This is a genomic window from Microbacterium deferens (assembly GCF_045517775.1).
Lineage (GTDB): Bacteria > Actinomycetota > Actinomycetes > Actinomycetales > Microbacteriaceae > Microbacterium.
Genome location: NZ_JBEUWT010000002.1, coordinates 61532 through 79282 on the forward strand (window position 1 = coordinate 61532; position 17751 = coordinate 79282).

A 17751-nucleotide genomic window follows, 5' to 3' on the forward strand; every position below is an offset into this window, starting at 1 on the left:
GGTCGCTGGCATGAGCGCACCCCTGACCCCGCCGGTCTTCTGGATCCTCACCTCGTTGGCGTCTCAGCGGCGCCACGGCTACGACATTCTTCGTGCGACCGAGGAAGCGTCGGGCGGTGACGTCTCCCTGCGGGTCACGTCGTTGTACGCCGCGCTGGAGCGCATGGAACGCGAAGGTCTGATCGTCGTCGACGGCGAGGAGGTCGTCAACGGGCGCACTCGGCGATATTTCCGAATCTCGCCGACCGGCTCTTCGCGACTCGACGCGGAAGTCACGCGGATGGAGAGCGCGGCGAGAGCGGCGCGAGCGAGCATGGCGACACGCGCGCCGGCCTGGGGTGCCTCGATGGTGATGCCCGCATGACCCCGTCGACGGAAGATCGATACCGGAGCCTGCTGCGCTGGTACCCGAAAGCCTGGCGGGCAGAGAACGAAGACGTCGTGGTGGGAACGCTGCTCGATGTGGCCGATAGCCGTGGGGGCGACCGACCGTCTGCGCGCGAACGAGGGTCGGTGATCGCGCACGGTCTCGGCACGCGTATGGACGTGCGTTCCGCGCTCGGCGCCGCGCTGGCCGGGCTCCTCCTCGCGGCGGTCGCCGGCGGCCTCGCGGTCTGGGGCACGGAGCCCCTCACGGAGTCGGGTCTGTCGTGGCTTCTCCCACTCCTCACCGTGGCCGCGATCCCCCTCCTCGCCGCGTTCGGGTTGATCGCGATCGTGCGTCAGCGCGGGCTGGTCTCTCCGCCCCGCGCGATCATCGCCCTCGGCCTGGCGTTCGTCGCGTTCTCGCTCGCGTTCGTCGCGTACATCGCGTGGAGTCTCGCGTTCGACTTCGCCGACGCGGGAGAGCCCACCACGGGTCTCGCCGCCGTCTTCGTGCCGATCTTCACCGCTGCCTGGCTGGCCGGTGCGGCGGCCGTCGCCGCGCTCTTCGGCGCGATCGTCGCACGGGCCGGGATGCGGCCGGGGGTCGCTCTTCTCGTCGCCGCGGCCTGCGGCGTGGTCACCGCGCCTGCCCTGGGCGTGTCCCTCGTCTCGCCCACGGTCCCCACGATCGCGGCAGCAGGAGTCGCGATCGCGTCTCTCGCTCTCCTCCGTCCCCGACGTGGCGCCGCTCGTGCGCGACAGGCGACGTCGCCGGTGCCCGTGAGGACTCTCCGACTCGCCCGAGGTCTCGCGGTCATCAGCCTCGCGGGAAGCCTTCTCGGCATCGCCTACGCGGTGACCGGTGCGTCGTGGTCGCCCGGCGCGGCCGATGGCACGGAGGCGATGGGCCACGGCATCACGATCTCGGTCTTGTCGGGCATCCCCCTGCTCGCCGCGTTCGTGGTGATCGCCTCCGCGCGTCGGGGCAACGCTCCGGCCACCTGGGGCCCGCTGGCGCTGCTCGCAGCCTCGCTCTGCGCGATCGCCGCGGCCTATGTGCACGCGCCGTCGTGGAACGCGATGGCGCCGGCGCTCGCCGTGTCGGCCGCGCTCGGAGGGGCCGCGGTCGCGTGGTGGCTCGCCGCCCGCCTGCGCGGCCCTCTGGCCGCACGGATCGTCACCGCCGCGCTGCTCGGACTCGGGTACGCCTCGTTCCTCGGCACGATACTCGCGCCGGCGTTGGCGTTCTTCGTGCCGATCGCGGCGTTCGTCTCCGCGATCTGGGTGACGCGCACAGCGCCGCCGCGCCTTTCCGCGCCCGGTGCCGCCGAAGGCCCGATCCAAGCCTGACCCGCTGCCGCGCAGCTCCGGCAGCGGCGCGACGGGTGGCTCGAGGAGCCAGAGGCGGCGGATGGCGACGTCAGGAGCTTCCCGACTCCAGCAGTTCGCGGGCGCGGGCCAGGCCCGCGGCGAGTGTCGACGACGCGGTCTGCGCCACGATGGGCTCGACCAGCCGCAGCATGCCCGCCGGGCTGGCCTCGATCGTCGCCGTCACGCGGCACCCGTCTTCATGCTCGGCGAAGCTGAATCGAAGCGAGGTCGGCATCGTGCCGGACGTGCTCGTCGCGGCCATGGTCTGCGGCGGATGGAACGCCGTCACGCGCCAGCCGAAGGTGAGGGGCCGACCCATCACGTTCATCCGCGTGCGGATGGCGCTCCCCACCGTCACGGGTGGCGGTGTCAGCAGCTCCTCGGAGATGACCGAGGCATCCCACCGCGCCCGGTTCGCGGGGTCGGTGAGGAAGGCGAAGACCTCGCCGCGCTCGCGACCAATGTCGATGTGCTCGGTGATGGTGAACATGCGCCCCTCCCGTGATCTCAGCCTGGCAGAGATCGATACGGGCGGGGTCACCGCGTCGCAGGCCGGCGCAGCATCGGCGCAGGGCGGGTACCGCCGGTCGTCGTGATGCGTGCCGCGGGGATCGCGACCCGACCGCTCTCAGTCGGTCGTCGGGCCGTCGATGATCTCGCGCATCGTCTGCAGCGAGATGGCCTCGGGCTGTCCGTCGGTCAGCTCGTGGATCGCGATGGCGAGCCCGAGCTGCTCGAGCAGCGTGATCGTCTTCTCCAGGCGCGGCACGACGTCGATGTGGTCGGGGCCGAACAGCTCCGCGACGAACACCGGCTCTGCGACGGAGATCGCGCGGCGCAGCTCGACGGTCGAACGGCCCGTGGTGCGGTAGAGCGCCGTGAGGGCCTCGCCCGGCAGGTCGGGCGTGCCGACGATGGAGACGGACAGGGCGGTCGAGGGCTCGTTCACCCGTCCATCCCACCACGCGCGGCGGGTCGCGATGCACAGACGCCTCGCCGCAGGCGTGGGGCGCGCGCCGGGTTCGATGGCGACGAAGGCCACGGGCGCACGAGTGGCCACCTCCGTCGACGCGGTCGGCATCGCCCGCATCCGGCACACTCGGACGATGTCATCCCCACGCCCCGCATCGTCCGCGACCCTCGCGCGGGGCCTGGGGTGGGGGATGCTGGGTGTGACCGCCTTCTCGTTCACGGTGCCGCTCACGCACATCGCCGTCGAGGCGCTGCCGCCCGTATTCGTCGGTGCGGGGCGAGCGGTGGTTGCAGCGGTCCTCGCCGCCATCGCCTTGGTCGTCACACGGCAGCGTCGGCCCTCGGCCCGGCAAGGGGCCCGGCTCGCCGTGGTCGCGGCGGGCGTGGTCGTCGGCTTCCCGATGCTGACCTCCCTCGCGCTGACCTCGGCATCGGCCAGCCACGGCGCGGTCGTCATCGCCGTGCTGCCGGCGGCGACCGCCGTCGCCGCGGTCGTGCGCGGACGCGAGCGCCCCTCCCGATCGTTCTGGATCGCGGCGGCTCTGGGCGCGGTCGCCGCCATCGCGTTCGCGGCGCTCAACGGAGGGGCGTTCGCTCCTCTGCAGGGATCCGACCTGCTGCTGCTCGCCGCGGTGGTCGCCGCGGCGATCGGATACGCCGAGGGAGGGATGCTGGCGCGCGAGCTCGGATCGTGGCAGACCGTGTCGTGGGCGCTGGTGCTCGCCTCGCCGCTCATGATCGTGCTCACGGCGGGATCGGCGTGGGCCGCCGCGCCCGTCTCCGCGCCGCCGGAGGCATGGCTGTCGCTCGCCTACCTGTCGGTGGTGAGCATGTTCCTCGGTTTCTTCGCCTGGTACCGCGGGCTCGCGATCGGTCCGATGGCACAGGTCAGTCAGGTGCAGCTCGTGCAGCCCGTGCTCACCCTGGCGTGGGCGGCGCTCATCCTGCACGAGCACATCACGGCGCTCACCGTGATCGGCGGGCTGGCGGTGATCGCGTGCGCCGGCATCGCCGTGCGCACCCGCGCGCGTCCGTCGGGCGGGCGTCGCGACGAACGCCGCCCCGCCGCAGGGTAGCGTCGGAGCGTGACCGTCGACTACCTCCTCGCGCCCGTCGCCGAGATGGATCCGCTGGCCCTCTACCGCGTGCTGTGGCTGCGCGTCGGCGTCTTCGTCGTCGAGCAGGAGGCGGCCTATCCCGAGATTGACGGGCGCGACATCGAGCCCGGTGCGGAGGTGATGTGGGCCGAGGCGGACGGCGATGTCGTCTCGACGCTGCGGGTGCTCTCCGAGCCCGACGCGATGCGCATCGGTCGGGTCGCGACGGCGGCGGCGGCGCGAGGACGAGGCGTCGCGGCCGAGCTCATGCGGCGCGCGGTCGCGCGATGCGAGGAGCGGGCGCCGGGCCTGCCGATCGTGCTCGACGCGCAGGCGCAGCTCGAGGGGTGGTATGCCCGCTTCGGCTTCGCGGTCGCGGGCGAGCCGTTCTCCGAGGACGGCATCCCGCACCTCCCGATGCGTCGGGGCTAGCGTCGCTACAGCTCGATGCCGTTGCTCTCGTCGTTGACACCGGAGTTGCGGCCGCGCCAGGACTCGTAGGCGATGAGCCAGCCGATGGAGACGACGGCTGCGAGCACGAGACCGAGCCAGACGTTGCCGAAGACCATGCCGAACAGCACGCCGAGCGCGAGCACCAGCACCGTTCCGAGAAGCCAGTTCGTGCGGCCGCGGGGCCATCCGGTGCGGGGTTCGCTCATGCGCCCAGCTTAGAGCGAAGGGCGGCATCCGTTTCACCGGCTGCGGCACAGACGGCGGGTCTCACCGGCGGCGGCCCGGTGCGTTCAGGATCGAGCGGGGGTCACCGGTCGCGGTGGTCTTCGGGGTGCAGGCGCGGGCCGCGTCGGGGCTCGATCACGCCGCTCGCGTAGATGAGCCGGATCACGCGCTGACGGTGACCCGCCCACGGGGCGAGCAGCTCCAGCATCCCGTCATCATCGACCCGTGAGCCGGTGAGGGCGTATCCGACGTGATGGGCGAGGTGGTAGTCGCCGACGCTGACCGCATCGGGGTCACCGAATGCTCGGATGCGTGTCTCCGCCGAGGTCCACGGTCCGACCCCGCGCAGACTCGTCAGGACGCGCTCGCGGTCGTCGGCATCGAAGGCGGATGCTGCGGCGCGCGCGATCGCGTCGCCGCGGCGCGCGGCCTCGACGATCGTGCGGGCCTGCGGAGGTTCGAGGCCTGCGCGGTGCCAGGCCCACGACGGCACATGGCGCCAGCCTTCGACCGTCGGCGGCACGAACATGGGCTTCGGCGTGGGTCCTGGCGCGCGCTCGCCGTACCAAGTGACGATCCGACGCCACGCGGCGAAGGCCTGCATGCCGGTCACCTTCTGCTCGATGATCGCGCTGACGAGGGCGTCGAAGACGAGGTCGGTGCGCCCGATGCGCAGATCGGGATTGCGCCGATGAGCCTCGGCGACCAGCGGGTGCGAGCCGGGATCGAAGCCGGACGGCTCATCGTGCGCGCCGCAGAGCGCGGGAAGCTGGTCGAGGGCCCAGTCGGCGCCGGGCCCCCAGGCGGCGGCGCGCACGACACCGTCGGGTGCACCCCGGAGAGCCAGGGTGGCGGGGCCGTCGGGCGTGCGGCTCGTGCGCCAGATCACCGGGCCCGCGGTCGTCATCGTCGGGTCGCCGGCCCCGTGACGCTGGGGCAGTACGGCCCGGGCGAGATCGAGCGGGTGCGATGGGCGGTACTCGGTCTCGCGGGGCCGAGGATGCGTCGGTCGCCCGTCGCGGGCGCTCGACCGTGCGCGCACCCCGGTCGACCTCATGCCGACACCCTACGTCTGGTCGGCGACATCGCGGCCGGCAGTCAACGCCGCCACGATCGTGGTCACCCCGAAGTCCCATGCCTCGTCGACGTCGCCGCCGAGGTTGAATCCGCCGTTCAGCTCCATCGAGATGAAGCCGGTGGCCCAGGCTGTGAGCGTGCGCGCCGCCTCGAGGGCTCGCTCCGAGCCCGCTAGTCGCGACGAGAGGAGCAGGATCGGCTCGCTGGCGGCGGCGCCGAACTGCGGCCGCGCCACGGGCACGCCCGCGCCCGGTGACATGACGAGCCGGAACGCCGCGGGGCGCTCCGTTGCGAACTCGCGCAGGATGTCGGCCAGCCGTCTGGCGTCACCCTCGGGACCTGCCTCGAGGCGCAGGGTCAGCTCGACCAGAGCCGCCTCGGCGACGAGCTGCAGCAGATCGTCGCGGCTGGCGACCCTCTTGTAGAGGGAGGGCGCGCGCACGCCCACGCGATGCGCCACCGCCTGCATCGTGACTCCGGCGAGGCCGTCCTCTTCGAGCAGGGCGCTCGCCGCGCGCACGATCGCGTCGAGCGAGGTTCGTTCGGGAGTGGGCACACCTCGAGTATAGCTATTGACCATAGCCATGATGGCTATGTAGCGTAGCCATCATGGAACTCGAACCGGGCCTGCATCGCATCGGCAACGACATCGTCGCCGCCTACCTCGTCGTCACCCCTGCGGGGGTGACGGTCATCGACGCCGGTCTCGCCGGCCATTGGCGTGACCTGCTGTCGGAGCTGGCATCGATCGGGCGCAGCCTCGGCGACGTGAAGGGCATCATCCTCACCCATGGCGACTCCGACCACGTGGGCTTCGCCGAGCGCCTGCGGCGGGAGCACGGCGTTCCGGTGTACATCCACCCCGATGACGCCGGGCGGGCCAAGGGCGGGGACAAGCCGGCGAACGCGAAGCAGTCGATGAAGCTCGGCGCCACCGCCGGATTCGCGCTGTACTCGCTGCGCAAGGGCGGGCTCCGCACGACATGGCTGACCGAGACCGTCGACGTCCGCGACGGCGACACCCTCGACCTTCCCGGCGCCCCGCGGATCATCGGGCTCCCCGGGCACTCTGCCGGCAGCATCGCTGTCCACGTCCCCGACCTCGACGCCGTCTTCGTCGGCGACGCGCTCACGACCCGCCACGTGCTCACGGGTCGTGTCGGTGCTCAGCCGGCGCCGTTCACCGACGAGCCCGATCGGGCGATCGCGTCGCTCCGCGCGCTGCTTCCGACGCGGGCAACGTGGGTTCTTCCCGGGCACGGCGCTCCGTGGCGCGGCGGCATCGAAGCCGCGGTCGCGTCGGTCGAGAAGGCGGCCGCCGCACGCTGAGGCCTGCGCCGCAGCATCCGACGGAGAAGGGCGTTGCTCAGAAGCGGTCGGGCGAAGGCGTGCCGTGGCCGTAACGGATCGCGACGTCGGCGTGACGGTCGAAGCGGTAGCCGACCCCCCGCACGGTGCGGACGATGTCTTCGTAGGCGCCGAGCTTCGCCCGGAGGCGCCGCACGTGCACGTCGATCGTGCGCTCGCCGGGCGCCTCGTCGTCGGTCGAGCCCTCCCAGAGCGACGAGACCAGCTCGGTGCGCTCGATGGTGCGACCCTCGCGCAGCACCAGGTACTGCAAGAGCTCGAACTCCTTGAACGTGAACGCGGCCGATTCGCCGTCGATGAGCACGCGCTTGCGCGAGATGTCGACCACGACGCCGCCGGGTGCGCGATCCTCGTCGGCGGGGTCGTCCTTCGTGCGGGCGATCGCCGACGGCTCGTGCAGTGCCAGGCGCACGACGTCGACGTCGCGGCCGCCGGCACCCACGGGGGCGAGGGCGACGGTCGCATACGTCTCGGCGGCGGGGGCCAGCTCGTTCAGGGTGCGGCGCAGTGCGTCGACGAGCACACCCAGGCTGACGCCCGCGCTCGCGGCGGTCGCCTCGTCGAGGCCGACGTAGAGGGCGAAGCCGCGCGGAGTCGTTCCGGCGGGGAGGGCGGCACGCGGTGCGGGAGCGGCGGGGGCGGATGCTTCGCCGCCGGTCACCGCGCGGAGGTGACGGGTCTGAGCGGCCGGGCGTTCGAGGAGAGCGGTGTTCGACATGAGAGGTGGAGGTCCTTGCGTGGGAACCCGGGCTGAGCCTCGCGGGTTCGGAATGTGTGCGGGACGGCCGTGCGGGCCGGTGGCAAGACGGTCGGATACGCGTGATCGACGCGAGACCGATGTCTCGGTGGACGAGCGCTCGGGGATCAGATGTCGAGCGGCGTCCTGGCGGGGGTCACCGAGTCAGCGACACATTCGACAGCACATCGCAACGCGGTCGGCCATCATGCCGACGGTTCCGTTCGCCTCCACGGCGGACAGAGTGCGTGCGTTGAGAGTCATGCTGGCGATTATCGCTGAGGCGGCCGATCCGCGTCAACTTCATGGCGCCAGTCGGAGGAGGTTTATTTGTTGTCAATTGCTGCAAATGGCTTGCGTGTGGTGGAATCTGGGTCTACATTTCATGTCGAAGCGCTTCGCGGAAACGCTTCGACGGCAGATTCTCCGGAGCACGACGGTCAGACGATGGGGTCCGAATGGTGAAGATCAACGAGGTTGCGAAGGCCGCCGGCGTGTCGATCAGCACCGTTTCGTACGCGCTGAGCGGCAAGCGCCCGGTCTCGCGATCCACCAGGGAACGCATAGAGCGGGCGGTTGACGAGCTGGGCTACAGCCCGAATGCGGGCGCTCGGATGCTGGCCGGACGCCGCACGCAGATCTTCGCCCTCACCGAGCCGCTACGCACCGACACGCATGCGCCCACCCACATGTCGTTCGTGCTCGCCACCGCGATCGCCGCGCGGCGCAACGACTACGACATCCTGCTGCTGACCGACGAGCAGGCGCGCGACGGGATGAGCCGGGTCGCAGCATCCGGCCTCGTCGACGCGATCCTCGTGCTCGACGTCGCACCCGACGACGACCGGGTGCCGCTGGCGCGCGCCATCGCGACACCCACGATCTTCATCGGCGTGCCCGATGACAGCGACGGGCTGGTGTGCGTCGACCTCGATTTCGAAGCCGCCGCGCGGATGGCGGTCGACCGGGTGGCCGATGCCGGTCACCGGCGGATCGGACTCGTCGGCCAGACCGACATCGCCTACGTGAAGTCGAACTTCCCGCCGCGCGTGCGTTCGGCAGCCCGCGCGCGTGCCGCCGAGCGCGGAATGCACTTCGACTTCCGCTCGTCGGGCGCCGTCATGCCCGACCTCGTAGAGGTCGTCCGCGCAGCGCTGGAACTGGTCGACCAGGGGGCGACGGCTCTCCTGCTGCACACCACGGCCGAGGCCCACGACGCCGTGCTCGCTGCCGTCGCCGAGCGGGGGATGTCGGTACCCGGCGACCTCTCGGTGATCGCGATCGGCGCCTCGTTCGACACCGCGGTCTCGCCTACTCCCGTCGACACCATCCCGCTCGTCCCGCAGGAGTCGTGCGATCTCGCTGTCGACCTGGCCGTGCGCTCCCTCGGGGCCGAACGGCCCACCCCCGATCTCTACCTGGTCCCGCCCACCTACGTGTCGCGGGGCACGGTCGCCACGCTCGTCTGATCCCGCACCACCACAACTGCATAACCACGTCGTTTATCGAAGCGCTTCGACAGGCTCCGGCAATCACCACGAACCCTGTCCCGAAGACCAGGGTCATCACGAAAGGAGTGCCGACGATGGCACGAATGACGAAGATCACGACGCGCCGCGCAGCCGCGGCCGTCGCCACCGCCGCAGCGGCCGCCCTGACCCTGTCCGCCTGCGCCGGCGGATCGGGCGGAGAGTCCAGCGGCGACAACACGCTGACCCTCTGGCATTACGAGAGCCAGACGAGCGCCATGGGCATCGCCTGGGCCGAGGCGATCAAGGTGTTCGAAGAGGAGACCGGCGCGACGGTCGAGTTCGAGGAGAAGAGCTTCGAGCAGGTCCGCTCGACCGCGAGCCAGGTGCTCAACTCCGATGAGGCGCCCGACCTCATGGAGTTCAACAAGGGGAATGCGACGGCGGGGCTCCTGGCCAGCCAGGGCCTGCTCACCGACATCACCCCGGCCGTCGAGGAGTACGGGTGGGGCGACAAGCTCGCCCCCGCCCTGCAGACGACCGCGCGCTACAACGAAGACGGCGTCATGGGCTCGGGCGCGTGGTACGGCATCCCCAACTACGGCGAGTTCGTCACCGTCTACTACAACAAGGACATGTTCGCCGCGGCCGGGCTCGAGATCCCGACCACGTACGAGGAGTTCACCGACGTGCTCGACGCGTTCGTCGCGCAGGGCGTCACGCCGCTGGCGGAGGCCGGTCTGGAATACCCGATCGGTCAGCTCTGGTACCAGCTCGCACTGAGCCAGGCCGACCGCCAGTTCGTCAACGACTACCAGCTCTACGAGAACCCCGTCGACTGGAGCGGTGACGAGATCACCTACGCCACAGAGACGCTCAAGGAGTACGCCGACAAGGGGTACTTCTCGACCGATGTCACCGGTGTGAAGGCCGAGGATGCCGGTGTGTCGTTCATCAACGGCACCTCGCCGATCTTCGTCTCGGGCAGCTGGTGGTACGGCCGCTTCGTCGACGAGGTCGCGGACTTCGACTTCGGGCTCTTCCCGTTCCCCGGCAGCGAGATGACCTTGGGATCGTCGGGCAACCTGTGGGTGGTGCCCGAGCGCGCGCAGGACAAGGAGCTGGCCTACACGTTCATCGACATCACGATGCGACCGGAGATCCAGGCGCTTCTCGGCAACAACGGCGGCCTCCCCGTCGCCGCCGACGAGGCCGACATCGCCGATCCGAAGAGCCTCGAGCTGATCCAGGCGTTCAACGCCGTCAACGAGAACGACGGGCTGGCCTTCTACCCCGACTGGCCGACGCCCACGTTCTACGACGTGCTCGTCTCGCAGACGCAGGAACTGATCAACGGCACGAAGACGCCGGCCCAGGTGCAGGAGGACCTCGGCGCCGAGTACGACTCGTACGTCGACGACTTCCGTTGACATCTCGGGGCCCTGCCGCACCCTGGCAGGGCCCCTCCGAACCGCCGCCCCGCGGCACGCCCGTCCGAGCGCGCTCGGCGAGGCGAAGCATCCGATCACTCTCGAGGAGGCGGCGATGACCGCTGTTCCCTTCGTCCGCGCGCCGCGGGCGAAACTCCCCCCTGAAGAACCGCTGATCCCGCAGCGAGGTCGCGGCGCAAGCGCCGCCTACTGGTTGTACCTCGTCCCGGGCCTGGTGCTGGTCACGCTGATCATCGTCGTGCCACTGGTCTGGAACGTCTATCTCAGCTTCACCGAATGGCGCGGCATCAAGCCGCCCGAGTTCATCGGCCTGGACAACTGGGTCGAGCTGATGGGCGATGCGACGTTCTGGACGTCGTTCCTCAACAGCATCTGGATGATCATCGCGATGGTGATCGTGCCGACGCTGATCGGGCTCGTCCTCGCGGCGCTGCTCTTCGACGTGATCGGACGCAAGTTCGGCGGGCGGTTCGCGAGCTTCCTACGGGCGACCTACTATCTGCCGCAGATCCTCCCGGTCGCCGTCGCCGGCATCGTCATCGGATGGATCCTGCGACCGCAGGACGGTGCGCTCAACCGCATCCTCGAGAGCATCGGCCTCGGCTCCCTCGCCCACAACTGGCTGGGCTCGCCCGACACGGCGCTCATCAGCATCATGGTGGTGCTCGTCTGGATCCAGATCGGCTACCCGGTCGTCATCTTCATGGCGGCCCTCCAGCGCGTCGACCCCGAGCTCTACGAAGCGGCTGAACTCGACGGTGCGAACTGGTTCCAGCGGTTCCGCGCGATCACGGTGAGCATCATCCGCCCCGAGATCTACGTCGTCGCCCTCACCAGCACGATCGCCGCGCTCAAGGTCTTCGGTCCCGTCTACATCCTGACCCGCGGCGGCCCCGGCACCTCGACGATCGTGCCGGCCTACTACGCCTATAGCGAGTTCTTCCAGTCGCAGCAGGTCGGCTACGGCGCGACGATCGCGACGGCGCTCACCCTCGTCGTCACCATCGTCGCGGTGCTGTTCATCCGCAGCCAGAACGCCGCGGAACGAAAAGAAAGGGCGGGTCTGTGATGGTCGCCACCATGGCCGTGACCACGGCGAAGCCGGGCGCGAAGACCGGCGCGAAGCCCCCTCGTCGGGGCACGTCCCGCGGCGGCATGACCAGGCGTCGGGGCGTCGACTGGCTGATGCTCGCGTTCGTGATCGTCGCGGCGATCGTCATCGTCGCGCCGTTCTACCTGATCTTGGTCAACTCGTTCAAGTCGCCCACCGACTACTCCAACGGCGGCCCGCTGGCGCTGCCGACGGAGTTCTACTTCGACGGCATCGCGGCCTTCTGGGAGCGCGTGAACTTCCCCGAGAAGGTGTGGAACTCGATCTTCATCTCGGGCGTCGTCGCCGTGCTCGCGGTGCTGCTCTCGGTACTCAACGCCTTCGCGATCGGAATCGGGCGCGTCAAGGGCCGCTCATGGATCGTGCTGCTGTTCCTGCTCGCGAACCTGCTGCCGCAGGAGGCGCTGCTGTACCCGCTCTACTACATGTTCAAGGCCGTCGGCCTCTACAACAACATCTGGTCGGTGATCATCGTCTTCACCGTGATCCAGGCGGCGTTCGGTACCTACCTGCTCGCATCGGTCTACGGCACGTTCCCCAAGGAGGTGCTCGAGGCCGCGGCGATCGACGGCGCGAGCCGGTGGAAGATCCTGTGGCGTGTCATCTTCCCGATCAGTCGCCCGACCCTGTCGGTGCTGCTCATCTTCTTCTTCATCTGGACGTGGAACGAGTTCCTGATCCCGCTGACGTTCCTCGTCTCGAACGAGAACCAGACCGTTCCGGTGGCCATCAGCGTGCTGCAGGGCGACCGGCTCATGGACGTCACCACCACGAGCGCGTCGGCCCTGCTCGGGCTCATCCCCACCCTTCTCTTCTTCCTCATCTTCCAGCGCACCCTCACGCGCGGCATCACCGCAGGAGCAGTCAAGTAATGAAGTTCACCGATGGTTTCTGGCAGCTGCGACCCGGCGTCGCCGCGCTCTATGGCCAGGAGGCCTACGACATCTGGGAGACGGCCGACACCCCCGACGGACCCGGGCTCGTCGTCACGGCCCCCACCAAGGTCATCGCCGGACGCGGCGACACGCTCAACCGGGCGACTCTGACCGTCGCGCTCTCCTCGCCCGCCGAGGGTGTCGTGCGCGTGCGGATCGCGCACCACGTCGGCGGTGCGGCTCCTCTCTCGTTCGACCTGCCCGGGGAGTCGTCCGCCGGCGAGACCGTGGTCGACGCCACCGGCGGGGAGCTGCGCACCGGATCGCTCGTCGCGCGCGTCGAGCAGGGGGCCCCGTGGTCGCTCTCGTTCTCGTCGAACGGGCGTCGGCTGACCGGCAGTGGCGCGAAGGCGCTGGGGTACATGACCCTCGCCGACGACGCGCAGGTCGACCCGGGCATCGTCGGCAACGCCCGCGCGGGCACGCCCGTCGGGCGCCCCCGCACGTTCGTGCACGAGCAGCTCGACCTCGGCGTCGGCGAGCTCGTCTACGGTCTCGGCGAGCGGTTCGGCCCCCTCGTCAAGAACGGTCAGACGGTCGACATCTGGAACGCCGACGGCGGCACGTCGAGCGAGCAGGCCTACAAGAACGTGCCGTTCTACCTCTCGAGCCGCGGCTATGGCGTGCTCGTGAACGACCCCGGTCATGTCTCGTTCGAGATCGGCTCGGAGGCGGTGGAGCGCGTGCAGTTCTCGGTGCCCGGCGAGGTACTGGAGTACTTCGTGATCGACGGTCCGACCCCGAAGGACGTGCTCGGGCGGTACACCGCTCTCACCGGACGGCCTCCGGTCGTGCCCGCGTGGTCGTACGGGCTGTGGCTCTCGACGAGCTTCACGACCGACTACGACGAAGCGACGGTCACCTCGTTCATCGATGAGATGGCCCGTCGCGAGCTGCCCGTGTCGGTCTTCCACTTCGACTGCTTCTGGATGCGCGAGTTCAACTGGTGCGACTTCGAGTGGGATCCGCGGGTCTTCCCCGATCCCGACGGGATGCTGCAACGCCTCCACGAGCGGGACCTCCGGGTGTCGGTGTGGATCAACCCCTACATCGGGCAGCGCTCGCCGCTGTTCGCCGAGGCCGCCTCGCAGGGTTTCCTCGTGCGTCGCGCAGACGGTTCGGTGTGGCAGTGGGACCTCTGGCAGGCGGGGATGGGGCTGGTCGACTTCACCAACCCCGACGCGACGCGCTGGTACCAGGACAAGCTGCGCGACCTCATCGCGCAGGGCGTCGACTGCTTCAAGACCGACTTCGGCGAGCGCATCCCGCTCGATGTGGAGTACTTCGACGGCAGTGCACCCGACCGCATGCACAACCTCTACACGCATCTGTACAACAAGGCCGTCTACGACGTGCTGGTCCAGTCCCGCGGTCAGGGTGAGGCGGTGCTGTTCGCACGGTCGGCCACGGCCGGCGGGCAGACCATGCCCGTGCACTGGGGAGGAGATTCGACCTCGACCTTCCCGTCGATGGCGGAGACCCTGCGCGGCGGTCTCTCGCTCGCTCTGAGCGGCTTCGCGCACTGGAGCCATGACATCGGCGGCTTCGAGGGCACCCCCGACGCGACGGTGTTCAAGCGGTGGACCGCCTTCGGGATGCTGGGCACCCACAGTCGGTTCCACGGCTCGCAGTCGTACCGTGTGCCGTGGCAGTTCGACGACGAGGCCGTGGAGGTCACCCGCATCTTCACGCGGTTGAAGATGCGGCTGATGCCCTACCTCTTCCAGCAGGGGTTGGATGCGGCGGCCACCGGGGTTCCGGTGATGCGGCCCATGGTGCTGGAGTTCCCCGAAGACCCCGCGGCGGCCTATCTCGACCGGCAGTACATGCTGGGCGCCGACCTGCTCGTCGCGCCCGTCTTCTCGGAATCCGGCGAGGTGGAGTTCTACCTTCCTGCGGGGGAGTGGACGTCTCTGCTCACGGGTGAGACCGTCCATGGGGGAGGATGGCGTCGCGAGACGCACGGCTTCGACAGCATCCCGCTGTACGTGCGCCCCGGCGGGGTCATCCCGTGGGGGGCGCGCTCCGACAGGCCGGACTACGACTATCTCGACGGGCTCACCCTCCGGGTGTTCCCCGGCGGCGAGGGTGAGGCAGAAGTGATGGTGACCACTCCCGACGGGAGAAGCGAGACGTTCCACGCCGACCGCGGGGACGTGACGCGATGAGGGCGGGCAGCGACGACTACCGCGACAGCGGGCTCGTCTTCCCCGAGGGGTTCACCTTCGGATCGGCGACCGCGTCGTACCAGGTGGAGGGCGCAGCCCAGGAGGACGGGCGTCTGCCGTCGATCTGGGACACGTTCAGCAAGACGCCCGGGCGGGTGTGGAACGGCGACACCGGCGACGTGGCCTGCGACCACTACCACCGCTGGGAGTCCGACCTCGATCTGATGAAGGATCTCGGCCTCGACGCCTACCGGTTCTCGATCGCATGGCCCCGGATCGTGCCCGCCGGTACGGGCGCGGTGAACCAGGCGGGTATCGATTTCTATTCGCGGCTCGTCGACGGACTGCTCGAGCGCGGAATCCGTCCCGTCGCGACGCTGTACCACTGGGATCTGCCGCAGCCGCTCGAGGACGCCGGCGGATGGCCGGTGCGAGCCACGGCCGACGCCTTCGAGCGGTACGCCGAGATCATGGGCGCGGCGCTGGGCGATCGCATCCACACCTGGACGACCCTGAACGAGCCGTGGTGCTCGGCCTACCTCGGCTACGGTCAGGGCGGGCACGCCCCCGGGCGCGCCGAACCCGCCGCCGCGCTCGCCGCCGTGCACCACCTGAATCTTGCCCACGGGCGGGCGGTGCAGGCGCTGCGCGCCACCTCGACGGGCGATCCCGACTACTCCGTGACCCTCAACTTCCACGTCGCTCGCGGTCGCGGTCCGCAGGCCGCGGAGGCGGTGCGCCGCGTCGAGGCGCTCGCGAACCGCGCGTTCACGGGGCCGATGCTGCGCGGGGAGTACCCCGCCGACCTGCTGGAGGACACCGCATCCGTCACCGACTGGTCGTTCGTGCAGGACGGCGACCTGGAGGCGATCCATCAGCCGATCGACGTGCTCGGGGTCAACTACTACTCGACCGTGACGGCGCAGCTGTGGGACGGCGTCTCGCCGCGTCAGATGAACGACGGGCACAAGGCCGTCGCCGGCGGCACCGCGTGGCCCGGCAGCGATGGTGTGCTCGAATTCCTCGAGCAGCCCGGCCCGTACACGGCGATGGGGTGGAACATCGCCCCCGAGGGACTTGAGGAGCTGTTGCTGTCGCTGCGCGAGCAGTTTCCCGACCAGGCGCTCATGGTGACCGAGAACGGCGCCGCATTCGACGATGAGGTCGCCGACGACGGCTCCGTTCCCGACCCCGAGCGACTCGACTACCTGCGTCGCCACTTCACGGCCGCGCACCGGGCCATGCAGCAGGGTGTAGACCTGCGCGGGTACTTCGTCTGGTCGCTGCTCGACAACTTCGAGTGGGGCTACGGGTACGCCAAGCGGTTCGGCATCGTGCGGGTCGACTTCGACACCCTCGAGCGCACCGTCAAGCAGAGCGGTGAATGGTACGCACGACTGGCGAAGACAGGCACCCTTCCGGAGTAGGTCGTCGCCGCAGCATCCGCTCGTTCCGGTCGGGCGTAGCCTGGAGTGATGGCTGATCTGCGATTCACCGATGAGAAAGACGCCTCGCGGTACACACTGCACAACGGCGACGACCTCGTCTCGGTGCTCGACTATCGTGACGACGGGCGCACGGTCGCGATGACCCGTGCCTACACGATCCCCACCTTCCGCGGGCACGGTTACGCCGGCGAGCTCGTCGAGCGTGCGGTCGCCGAGCTCGAGCGCGACGGCTCGCGTCAGGTGAGCCCGGTGTGCTGGTACGTGAGCGACTGGTTCGGCGCCCACCCCGAGCGCGCCGGCATCCTCGAAACCCGCGCCGGAGTGTAGACGGGCCGTCGCCCTACACTGGCGACGTGCACATGGAGGATGCCTTCACCGCCGTCGCGGTCGGATTCGAGTCGATCGGCGCGCTCGCCATGACGGCGGGCTTCGTGGTCGCGGTGGTGCTCGGCATCCGTTCCCTCCGCCGCGGCGAGGGCGGGTCGCGGGCCTTCACCGTGCTGCGCACGACTCTCGGCGGGGCGATCCTCCTCGGTCTCGAGGTGCTCGTGGCTGCCGACCTCATCCGCACCATCACGTCTAAGCCGTCGGTCGAGGACGCCCTCATCCTGGGCCTCATCGTGCTCATCCGCACCGTGCTGTCGATGTCGATCCAGATCGAGATCGACGGGGTGCTGCCGTGGCGGCGCGCCCTCCTCACCAGCGGCGGGCAGGTGGTCGCCGGTGCAGTGGCCCGTGACCGGGCCGCCGGCAGGGCCGCCGACGACTGACCCCCCGCACCCGGGGCGTCAAGCCCCCTCGCCTCCGGCGCCGCTGCGGCCAGAGTGGAACAAACGAGAGGAGCGGTGATGAGCGATCAGAACCTGCCCGAGGGTGTCATCAACGCCAACCCGCCCGGCGGCTACGAGAGCGGCGATGTCGCCGACGGCGAGACGGCGGAGCAGAACCGGGATGCTGCGGGCTCGCCCGGGCTCTCGGAGTCGGGGCTGTCCCCGCAGGGCGGCGATGAGCCGTCCGACCCCATCGAGTCCCCCGACGCCAGCCAAGGCGCCGACCCCGATCTCGCCGCCGACGAGGAGAGCTGACATGTCCGAGAACCACGACACCGACCGCAACGAGGGCGTCGCCGCGAACGCCGACCAGGTTCCCGGTGCGGGCGCCTCGGCGTCCGACTCCTACGGCGGAGCGGTCTCCGACGACCCGACTCCCGTGACCGAGCCCGGCACGCAGAACGAGCCCGTGCAGGACATGCACGACACGACCGACGAGGACAAGATCATCGGCATCGTCGCCCAGACCCGCCAGGACGTCGGCGGCAAGGGCGAGCGTCGCATCGCCGAGGTGCTGCGCCAGCGCTTCCGCGAGACCGGCGTCGACGTCGCCGACGATCGCATCGCCGCCCTGGTCGCCGAGGTCGCCCGGGGCTGACGCGGTCTCCCCGCGAAGTCTCGCGGCGTTCCCTTCGTCTCGACGGGGTTTGCCCGGCGCTTGCGCCGGCCGGTGC

The 17751-nt window shown here is 70.0% G+C and carries 21 protein-coding genes; 15 read left to right on the plus strand and 6 right to left on the minus strand.

Annotation, left to right across the window (positions count from 1 at the left end):
* Positions 1-10 precede the first annotated feature (10 nt).
* Together ABTU82_RS10500 and ABTU82_RS10505 are read left to right on the plus strand one after the other, a co-directional pair.
* Positions 11-364 (plus strand): PadR family transcriptional regulator, encoded by a 354-nt coding sequence (locus ABTU82_RS10500; protein ID WP_407173384.1) that lies wholly within the window; start codon positions 11-13, stop codon positions 362-364.
* Positions 361-1716, plus strand: coding sequence for a hypothetical protein (locus ABTU82_RS10505; RefSeq protein WP_407173385.1), 1356 nt, complete (start codon positions 361-363; stop codon positions 1714-1716). The genes ABTU82_RS10500 and ABTU82_RS10505 overlap by 4 nt, the downstream gene beginning before the upstream one ends.
* A gap of 70 nt (positions 1717-1786) precedes the next feature.
* Here the strand turns inward: ABTU82_RS10505 and ABTU82_RS10510 are convergent, their stop codons facing one another.
* Together ABTU82_RS10510 and ABTU82_RS10515 are read right to left on the minus strand one after the other, a co-directional pair.
* On the minus strand, positions 1787-2227 hold the full coding sequence (locus ABTU82_RS10510; RefSeq protein ID WP_407173386.1) for an SRPBCC family protein: 441 nt from the start codon (positions 2225-2227) through the stop codon (positions 1787-1789).
* Between the two features lie 138 nt (positions 2228-2365).
* On the minus strand, positions 2366-2686 hold the full coding sequence (locus ABTU82_RS10515; RefSeq protein WP_407173387.1) for a hypothetical protein: 321 nt from the start codon (positions 2684-2686) through the stop codon (positions 2366-2368).
* Between the two features lie 157 nt (positions 2687-2843).
* Between ABTU82_RS10515 and ABTU82_RS10520 the strand changes: the two genes are divergently transcribed.
* Both ABTU82_RS10520 and ABTU82_RS10525 read left to right on the plus strand, forming a co-directional pair.
* Positions 2844-3785, plus strand: a complete 942-nt coding sequence (locus ABTU82_RS10520; RefSeq protein ID WP_407173389.1) for a DMT family transporter — start codon at positions 2844-2846, stop codon at positions 3783-3785.
* 9 nt (positions 3786-3794) lie between these two features.
* Positions 3795-4238, plus strand: coding sequence for a GNAT family N-acetyltransferase (locus ABTU82_RS10525; RefSeq protein ID WP_240606890.1), 444 nt, complete (start codon positions 3795-3797; stop codon positions 4236-4238).
* Positions 4239-4243: 5 nt separating this feature from the next.
* On the opposite strand, the gene ABTU82_RS10530 is transcribed toward ABTU82_RS10525, so the two are convergent.
* From ABTU82_RS10530 to ABTU82_RS10540, 3 genes are all read right to left on the minus strand, one after another.
* Positions 4244-4465: a hypothetical protein gene (locus tag ABTU82_RS10530; RefSeq protein WP_116647706.1), complete on the minus strand. Its 222-nt coding sequence runs from the start codon at positions 4463-4465 to the stop codon at positions 4244-4246.
* A gap of 101 nt (positions 4466-4566) precedes the next feature.
* Positions 4567-5541: a DNA-3-methyladenine glycosylase family protein gene (locus tag ABTU82_RS10535; RefSeq protein ID WP_116647707.1), complete on the minus strand. Its 975-nt coding sequence runs from the start codon at positions 5539-5541 to the stop codon at positions 4567-4569.
* A 9-nt stretch (positions 5542-5550) separates the two neighbouring features.
* Complete coding sequence (locus ABTU82_RS10540) at positions 5551-6117, minus strand: TetR/AcrR family transcriptional regulator (RefSeq protein WP_407173391.1); 567 nt, start codon at positions 6115-6117, stop codon at positions 5551-5553.
* Positions 6118-6170: 53 nt separating this feature from the next.
* On the opposite strand from ABTU82_RS10540, the gene ABTU82_RS10545 reads away from it, so the two are divergent.
* Positions 6171-6890: an MBL fold metallo-hydrolase gene (locus ABTU82_RS10545; protein ID WP_407173393.1), complete on the plus strand. Its 720-nt coding sequence runs from the start codon at positions 6171-6173 to the stop codon at positions 6888-6890.
* Between the two features lie 37 nt (positions 6891-6927).
* On the opposite strand, the gene ABTU82_RS10550 is transcribed toward ABTU82_RS10545, so the two are convergent.
* Positions 6928-7647 carry a winged helix-turn-helix domain-containing protein gene (locus ABTU82_RS10550; protein WP_407173395.1) on the minus strand — a complete coding sequence of 240 codons (720 nt, stop codon included), beginning with the start codon at positions 7645-7647 and terminating at the stop codon, positions 6928-6930.
* A gap of 476 nt (positions 7648-8123) precedes the next feature.
* Here ABTU82_RS10550 and ABTU82_RS10555 point away from each other — a divergent pair, with 476 nt between their 5' ends.
* The 10 genes from ABTU82_RS10555 (at position 8124) to ABTU82_RS10600 (ending at position 17675) form a co-directional block, all read left to right on the plus strand.
* On the plus strand, positions 8124-9134 hold the full coding sequence (locus ABTU82_RS10555) for a LacI family DNA-binding transcriptional regulator (protein ID WP_116647711.1): 1011 nt from the start codon (positions 8124-8126) through the stop codon (positions 9132-9134).
* A 116-nt stretch (positions 9135-9250) separates the two neighbouring features.
* The gene (locus ABTU82_RS10560; protein ID WP_407173398.1) at positions 9251-10564 is read left to right on the plus strand and encodes an ABC transporter substrate-binding protein; all 1314 of its coding nucleotides are present in this window, start codon (positions 9251-9253) and stop codon (positions 10562-10564) included.
* 115 nt (positions 10565-10679) lie between these two features.
* On the plus strand, positions 10680-11654 hold the full coding sequence (locus tag ABTU82_RS10565; protein WP_116647713.1) for a carbohydrate ABC transporter permease: 975 nt from the start codon (positions 10680-10682) through the stop codon (positions 11652-11654).
* Positions 11654-12568, plus strand: coding sequence for a carbohydrate ABC transporter permease (locus ABTU82_RS10570; RefSeq protein ID WP_116647714.1), 915 nt, complete (start codon positions 11654-11656; stop codon positions 12566-12568). Before ABTU82_RS10565 ends, ABTU82_RS10570 begins: the two co-directional genes overlap by 1 nt.
* Positions 12568-14799: an alpha-xylosidase gene (gene yicI, locus ABTU82_RS10575; RefSeq protein ID WP_116647715.1), complete on the plus strand. Its 2232-nt coding sequence runs from the start codon at positions 12568-12570 to the stop codon at positions 14797-14799. Before ABTU82_RS10570 ends, yicI begins: the two co-directional genes overlap by 1 nt.
* Positions 14796-16226, plus strand: a complete 1431-nt coding sequence (locus tag ABTU82_RS10580) for a GH1 family beta-glucosidase (protein ID WP_407173401.1) — start codon at positions 14796-14798, stop codon at positions 16224-16226. Before yicI ends, ABTU82_RS10580 begins: the two co-directional genes overlap by 4 nt.
* A 48-nt stretch (positions 16227-16274) precedes the next feature.
* Positions 16275-16574: a GNAT family N-acetyltransferase gene (locus ABTU82_RS10585; protein ID WP_116647717.1), complete on the plus strand. Its 300-nt coding sequence runs from the start codon at positions 16275-16277 to the stop codon at positions 16572-16574.
* Positions 16575-16606: 32 nt separating this feature from the next.
* Positions 16607-17017 carry a DUF1622 domain-containing protein gene (locus ABTU82_RS10590; protein ID WP_116647718.1) on the plus strand — a complete coding sequence of 137 codons (411 nt, stop codon included), beginning with the start codon at positions 16607-16609 and terminating at the stop codon, positions 17015-17017.
* 78 nt (positions 17018-17095) lie between these two features.
* A complete protein-coding gene (locus ABTU82_RS10595; protein WP_240606891.1) occupies positions 17096-17332 on the plus strand; it encodes a hypothetical protein in 237 nt (78 codons plus the stop codon).
* A gap of 1 nt (position 17333) precedes the next feature.
* Positions 17334-17675: a hypothetical protein gene (locus ABTU82_RS10600; protein WP_407173403.1), complete on the plus strand. Its 342-nt coding sequence runs from the start codon at positions 17334-17336 to the stop codon at positions 17673-17675.
* The last annotated feature ends 76 nt before the right edge of the window (positions 17676-17751 follow it).